The organism is Romboutsia sp. (genome assembly GCF_051659545.1).
In the GTDB taxonomy this organism is placed as follows: domain Bacteria; phylum Bacillota; class Clostridia; order Peptostreptococcales; family Peptostreptococcaceae; genus JBOFOR01.
Genome location: NZ_JBOFOR010000237.1, coordinates 1 through 7,757 on the forward strand (window position 1 = coordinate 1; position 7,757 = coordinate 7,757).

5 protein-coding genes are annotated in these 7,757 nt (G+C 29.1%); all 5 read left to right on the forward strand.

What is annotated here, in order from left to right; genetic code table 11:
- Positions 1 to 287 precede the first annotated feature (287 nt).
- Positions 288 to 1,178 (forward strand): ABC transporter ATP-binding protein, encoded by an 891-nt coding sequence (locus ACRC03_RS13440; RefSeq protein WP_438653092.1) that lies wholly within the window; start codon positions 288 to 290, stop codon positions 1,176 to 1,178.
- Entirely contained in the window at positions 1,178 to 1,993 is an 816-nt protein-coding gene (locus ACRC03_RS13445; protein ID WP_438653093.1) for an ABC transporter permease subunit, read from the forward strand. Before ACRC03_RS13440 ends, ACRC03_RS13445 begins: the two co-directional genes overlap by 1 nt.
- Before the next feature lie 246 nt (positions 1,994 to 2,239).
- Positions 2,240 to 5,884, forward strand: a complete 3,645-nt coding sequence (locus tag ACRC03_RS13450) for an efflux RND transporter permease subunit (protein WP_438653094.1) — start codon at positions 2,240 to 2,242, stop codon at positions 5,882 to 5,884.
- Position 5,885: 1 nt separating this feature from the next.
- Positions 5,886 to 6,500: a TetR/AcrR family transcriptional regulator gene (locus ACRC03_RS13455; RefSeq protein ID WP_438653095.1), complete on the forward strand. Its 615-nt coding sequence runs from the start codon at positions 5,886 to 5,888 to the stop codon at positions 6,498 to 6,500.
- Positions 6,501 to 6,835: 335 nt separating this feature from the next.
- Positions 6,836 to 7,576: a TatD family hydrolase gene (locus ACRC03_RS13460; RefSeq protein WP_438653096.1), complete on the forward strand. Its 741-nt coding sequence runs from the start codon at positions 6,836 to 6,838 to the stop codon at positions 7,574 to 7,576.
- Positions 7,577 to 7,757: the final 181 nt, after the last annotated feature.

Sequence of the window (7,757 nt, forward strand, 5' to 3'; positions counted from 1 at the left end):
CATACAGATTAAAGGAAACTAAAGAATGGCTAAACAGTATGCCCAATTAATCTAAATTTATACTATAAAAAAGTTTATACATGTTTTGGTGGAAGAATTTTTAGCTGCAATTTGGTATAAAAAATAAGTATAAAATACAGATACTTTTACCTTTGGAGCAATATTTACAATTATATATATATTAACATTTACATCTTTCAAGTACTTATTATAAAATAACTGGAGACAAATTTAATGACAAATTGAAACAATATAAAAATAAAAGAAAATAGGTGGGAGGGGTTTGAGTGAAAGTAATAGAAATCAACAACTTAACTAAAAACTATAAATCTAATAGAGGTATAACAAACATAAATCTAAGTGTAGATGAAGGTGAAATATTTGGATTTATAGGACCAAATGGAGCTGGGAAGTCAACAACTATAAAAACACTACTAAACTTTATATATCCTACTAGTGGAGAAGCTAAGATACTAGATTTAGATGTAGTTAAAAAAAGTGAAAAAATAAAAGAGTATATAGGATATGTACCAAGTGAAGTAAGATACTACGATGAGGTAAAAGTAGCAGATTTAATAAAATACGCTCAAAGTTTTTATCCTAATACTAGCAAAGAAGAAGTAGATAAACTATGTACCGAGTTGGAACTAGATATGAACAAGAAAATAGGTGAACTAAGTTTAGGAAATAAGAAAAAAGTAGCAATAGCTCAAGCGCTTATCTCAAAACCAAAAGTATTAATACTTGACGAACCAACTAATGGACTAGATCCACTAATGCAAAAGAAATTATTCAATTTATTAATAGAAGAAAAGAAAAAAGGAAACACAGTATTTTTATCTTCACACAACTTAGTAGAAGTACAAAATCTATGTGATAGAGTATGTGTAATCAAAGAAGGTAAAATTGTAGATATCATAGAAATAGAAAAAGCAACGACGAAACTAGGATTAAAGGTAACGATAAGAAGTGCAGATGTTAACGAAGAAGTAATCACTAATTTAGGAGATAAAATACTAAGCAAAAATGAGAATACATACACTTTTGTATATTCAAAAGATATGAACTTCCTAATAAAAGAGTTAAGCAACTACAAGATAGAAGAATTACTAATAGAAAAAGAGAATCTTGAAGATGCTTTCTTAAATTATTATGAAAACCATGGGGAGGAATTATAATGAATATATTTAAATTTGAATTTAAAAGATTGATAAAATCTTGCTTAATATGGGCTCTAATATGTGGGGCGTTAACAGCACTATTTTTGGCTCTTTTCCCATCTATGAAAGACATGGGAATGCAAGAACTTATGGGTAACAAAATGGATGCACTACCAGCAGAAATGTTAAAAGCCTTTAATATTGACGAATCAATGGACTTTTCTAATATATATAATTACCTAGGTTACTGTATTCAGTACATTGCTATGGCAAGTGCAATTTATGGTGCTATACTAGGGGTTAATGCTTTAATAAGAGAAGAAAGCCAAGGAACTATAGAATTTTTATACTCAAAACCTATAACAAGAACTAAGATAGTAACTAGTAAACTGTTATCAATAGTGGCTATATACTATGTATATATTATTATACTAGGAATAATCACTATGGGAGTATGTATAGCAGTAAAGCCTGAAGAGATAGAAGTAATGGAACTGATGATGAATCTTAAAACTATGTTTATAGGTATATCATTACTAGGATATATATTTATGTCTATAGGTCTTTTAATTTCTACAATAGTAAAATCAGATAGAGGAGCTATACCAATAGCTATAGGGATATTCTTTGTATCTTATTTCTTAGGAATTATAGGCAAACTTAAAGAAAGCTTTGAATGGATGAAATATTTCTCTCCTTTTGATTACTATGCTCCAACTACTGTACTTAAGGATGGATTTGATTTGAAATTTGTTCTTATTGGACTAGGAATTATAGCACTTTCAACAGTGGCGAGCTATACTATATATAGAAAAAAAGATATGAGAATCTAACTATAAAAAATATCTATCTCATTAATTAATGAAATAGATATTTTTATTATTTTTTGATTAACAACCAAATTATTTGACAGAGCCTTATAAATTAAGAACCGTTGATTTAAATGAAACGTTAAACAAATTTCGTGAAGTAAAAATAGTATGAAAAATAAGAATATAAAACTTTACAAATAATGGTAAAAGAATTAATATAGAAATATAAAACTGACCAGTCGGTTCTGAAAATAATAGGGGGAAAATATGTTATCTAAATTTAGTGTAAGAAAACCATTCACAGTGGTAGTAGGTATAATAATGGTATTAATCTTAGGAATTGTATCATTTATGAACATGACAACAGACTTATTACCAAGCGTTGACTTACCATATGTAATGGTAAATACAGTGTATCCAGGGGCAAGTCCTGAAAAAGTAGAAACAGCAGTAACAAAGCCTCTAGAGCAAGCATTAGCTACAACTAGTGGACTTGAAAATATAAGCTCCGTATCAAGTGAAAACTCTAGTATGGTAATACTAGAATTCAATCAAGAAATAAATATGGACTCAGCAATGATTGATGTAAATGGTAAGATTGACATGGTAAAAGGATATTTTGATGATAGTGTTCAATCGCCAATTATAATCAAAATGAATCCCGACATGATGCCAATAATGATGCTAAGTGTTGACATTGAAGGTATGGATATTAAAGAAGTTACTAAATATGTAAATGATAATATAATGCCAAGATTTGAGCGTATAGAAGGAGTTGCATCAGTAACTGCAGTAGGGCTAGTTGAAGACCAACTAAAAGTTAGATTAGATGAAGATAAAATCGATAAAATAAACGACAAAATCTTAGCTAATATAGATTCTGAATTATCAACACAACAAGCCCAGTTAGATAAATCAAAAAAAGAAATGCAAAGTTCTAAGGCAGAACTAGAAAATCAAAAGAAAACTCAAACACAACAATTAGAAACTGCCTCAAAAGAACTGCAAACTGCTAAAAAACAATTACAAACAGCAGTAAGTGCAATAGGTATGTCAAAGGATGAGTTACAAGAAAATATTGATAATGCAAACCTGGCATATGCACAAAACTCATTACAAATAAACATGCTAAAAGAAGCTCAAAGCAAACTTCCAGTAGATGCAGATGAGTATGCTAAATTACAAGTGCAAATCTCAGCACTAGAAGAGGCTGGGTCTAAAATAAAAGCAGGAATTACTCAAGCTAAAAAAGGAATAGAAGCAATAGACTCATTAGCTGATATTGAAGCTAAAGAAAAAGAGTTGGCAACAGGAAAAGCAACACTTGAAAAAGAGCTAGGAAATGCACTTTCTCAAATAAATCAAGGTGAAGCTCAGTTAAAATCAGGGCAAGAACAACTTGATAATGCTAAAGAAACAGCATACAAAAGTGCTAATATAAAAGATAAAATAACCCCTGAAATGATAGGAAACATATTAATGGCAGAGAATTTTTCAATGCCTGCGGGGTACATAAAAGAAAATGGTGTTCAGTATTCAGTAAAAGTAGGAGAGCAATTTACCAACGTAGAAGAACTAGAAAACTTACTTTTATTTAATGTGGATGTAGATGGAGTAGGAGATATAAAAATTAAAGATGTAGCAACTGTAGAATTTGCAGACAACTCATCTGATACCTATACAAATGTAAATGGTAACAATGGTATAATGCTTACTTTCCAAAAATCAAGTTCATACTCAACTGCAAATGTAACTAAATCAATAAACAAAGTAATAGACAGTTTATCGAAAGAAAACAAAGATATAAACATTACTACATTAATGGACCAAGGAGTATATATTGATTTAATAGTAGATAGTGTACTAAGTAACTTAATATATGGTGGTTTATTAGCAGTTATAGTACTGTTGTTATTCCTTAGAAGTTTCAAAACTACTATAGTAATTGCATTTAGTATACCTATAAGTGTTTTATTTGCAATAGTATTAATGTATTTTAGTGGAATAACACTAAACATAATATCTTTATCAGGGCTAGCACTAGGAGTAGGTATGCTAGTTGATAATAGTATAGTTGTTATAGAAAACATCTATAGACTTAGAAACACAGGCATGAGTATGGCAGGGGCTGCAGTACATGGAGCAAAACAAGTATCTGCTGCAATAGCTGCATCTACTTTAACTACAATATGCGTATTCTTGCCAATAGTATTTACTACAGGTATTACTAAACAACTATTTGTAGATATGGGGCTTACAATAGCTTATTCATTAATAGCAAGTTTAATAGTAGCATTAACAGTAGTTCCTGCTATGAGTTCTAACTTATTAACAAAGGTAGATGAGAAAGAACACAAATTCTTTGATAAATTTGTAAACATGTATGAAGTAGTTCTTAGAGCATGTTTAAAACACAAAGTACTAGTAATATTATTTTCATTAGTTTTACTTGGGTTTAGTGGATACAAAGCAGTAACAATGGGAACTAGCTTTATGCCAACAATGGACTCTACTCAAATGACAGCAACACTTACAATGGCAAAAGAAGCTAAAAAAGAAGATACATATAGTGCAAGTGATGAGTTTATAGACAAACTACTTACTATTGAAGATGTAGAAACAGTAGGTGCCATGGAAGGTGCTGGAATGATGGGACAGCCAGCAAGTAAAAACTCAATGTCATTCTACATAATATTAAAAGAAGATAAAAAACTTTCAAACACACAAGTTGAAGATATAATATATGAAAAAACAAAAGATATGGATTGTGAAATAAAAGTAAGTGCATCTAATATGGACATGAGTGCATTAGGTGGTTCTGGAGTACAAATAGTAGTAAAAGGAAATGACCTAGACAAACTACAAGAAATATCTAAAGATTTAGCAAAAATCCTAGGTAGTGTAAAAGGAACAATAGATATATCTGATGGAATGGAAGAAGCTTTATCAGAAACGCGTGTAGTAGTAGACAAAAACAAGGCTATGGAATACGGACTAACAGTAGCTCAAGTTTATCAAAAAGTATCTAGTATAATACAAGAAGAAAAAGAAGCAACAAAGGTTACTATAGAAAATAGTGAATACCCTGTAATAGTTGCTAATAGTTCTAATACAACAAGAAACAACTTAAAGCACTACAAGTTCAAAGCTACAAAAGGAACTGAAGAAGTAGAAATTTACTTATCAGATATAGCAAGTATAGAATCAGCACAAAGTTTATCTAGTATAAATAGAGATAATCAATCAAGGCTTATGACAGTAAGTGCAGGAGTTGATTCTAAACATAATATAGGGCTAGTAAGTAGAGATGTACAAAATAAAATAAAAGACTATGAACTACCTTCAGGATATAGTATAGAAATGAAGGGTGAAAATGAAACAATAAGCAAATCATTTACAGACTTAGGGCTAATGATGGCACTTGCAGTATTATTTGTTTATTTAATAATGGTGGCACAGTTCCAATCACTATTATCACCATTCATAGTAATGTTTACAATTCCACTAGCATTTACAGGAGGATTACTAGCATTACTTATAACTGGAAAAGATTTAAGTGTAATAGCTTTACTAGGATTCCTATTATTATCTGGAGTAGTAGTAAACAATGGTATAGTTTTCGTTGACTATATAAATCAACTAAGATTAGCTGGAACAAATAAAAAAGATGCTATAATAGAAACTGGGCGTACTCGTATTAGACCAATACTAATGACAGCATTAACAACAATACTTGCAATGTCAACAATGGCAGTAGGTGTAGGTATGGGAGCAGAAATGACACAAGGCTTAGCCATAGTTACTATAGGTGGATTATTATACGGAACAATACTTACACTAGTTGTTATTCCTGTTTTATATGACTTAATGCATAGAAAGGAACTAAAGCAAATATATATAGAGGAGGAATAAAATGATTTGTGAAAAAAATTACTCTCAAAAAGAAGTATTAGTATTTGAAGGTTTTATAAAACTTGCAGATGAGGGAATTAGTATAAGCAACATAAAGGTTGCTGACATAGCCAAATCTGCAGGTATAGGAAAAGGAACTTTATATGAATACTTTGAAAACAAGGAAGAGATAATAGCAAAGTCTATATTATATAAAATGAATAAAGAATTTGGCAAAATACTATTTAGTATTTTAAATGCACAAGGCTTTGAAAATAAATGTAATATAGGGCTTCAAACTATACTAGAGTTAATGGCTACTAACTGCTCATATTTCCAAATTCTAATGATAAACAAAGATATTCATAATTTATTGAAATGTATTAATCATGGAAAAGATGAAATGATACAGTTGAGGGAATATGTACTTGAGATGCTAGATCCTATTATTGATTTAGGTATAGATGAAGGTGTGATAAATAAAGACCATGATAGGTTGTATATAAGAAGTGTGTTTATAAGTGTTTGTAGTGGAATGTCTACAATGGTTAGGTTTAGCTTTGGCGAACTAACTATAGAAGATATAAAAAGACAAAAGGATATTGCATATACTATACTTATAAAATCACTGAGTTAGTTAAGACCCCTCAAATTAGGAATTATAGCACTTTCAACAGTGGGAGCTATATTATATATAGAAAAAAATATGAGAATCTAAATATAAATAATTAAAATAAAGACTAAAAAAGCAGATTAGAAACCTGTTCTTTTAGTCTTTATTTTAATTGTTTGAGATACTTAAACCTAGTTTATAAGCTGTATTTAATATTTTATATAACAAATAGTACTATATAATACTAAAATTATCTATAGTTTAATATACAATCTAAATTAATGACTCTTTTAAATAAATTATAATATATGTATAATGTATATAAAGAATAATAGATAGCTAAAGATAAGGAGAAAGTAATGTATATAGATTTTCATAATCATATAGACTTTTACAACAAAGTAAATATAGATAAAGTAATAAATGATATAAATCAGAATAAAATCAAAACAATAGCATGTGCAATGGATGAAGAAAGCTACCTATACAACAAAAAATTACAAAGTAAAAGTGAATATATAATACCAACATATGGAATACATCCATGGAAAGCTTATGAAAATAGAAAAAACTTACATAAAGTACAGATGCATATAAAAGAAAGTAAAATAATAGGGGAAGTAGGTCTAGACTTTCACTGGATAGAAGATACTAATACTTATCCTTATCAAATTGAAGTATTTGAACAATTTTTAAAATATGCAAAAGAGTATAACAAATACATAAACCTACATACAAAAGGTGCAGAAGAAATAGTTTTAGACTTAATCAAAAAATATGATGTATCTAATCAAAGTATAATTCACTGGTATAGCGGTGAAAAAGACACCCTAGAAAAACTAATAGATGCAAAATGTAACTTTACTATAAGTGTAGACGTGGGATATTCTAAAAAAACAGAAGAAATAATAAAAATAGTACCAACAAAACAACTACTAGCAGAAACCGATGGACCAACAGCTCTAGAATGGGTAAGTGGAAACTATGGAATGCCTAGTGAAATAAAAAGAGTATATCAAGATATATGTAAACTAAAAAACATCTCAATAGAAGAATTTAAAAATCACTGCAGCAAAAAACTAGAAGAAATCTTGAGATAATTAAATCTCGACTCTTTAACCTAGTTTGGATAATGACGTAATATAAAAATAAAAACAAGTAAAAATTATAATAAAGTATTATGATTGGAGGATTATTATGGCTCTTGGATATTTATTTATATTACTTATAGTTATAATATTAATTAGTGTTATAGGAATTTTAGGATTATATTTTACAAAA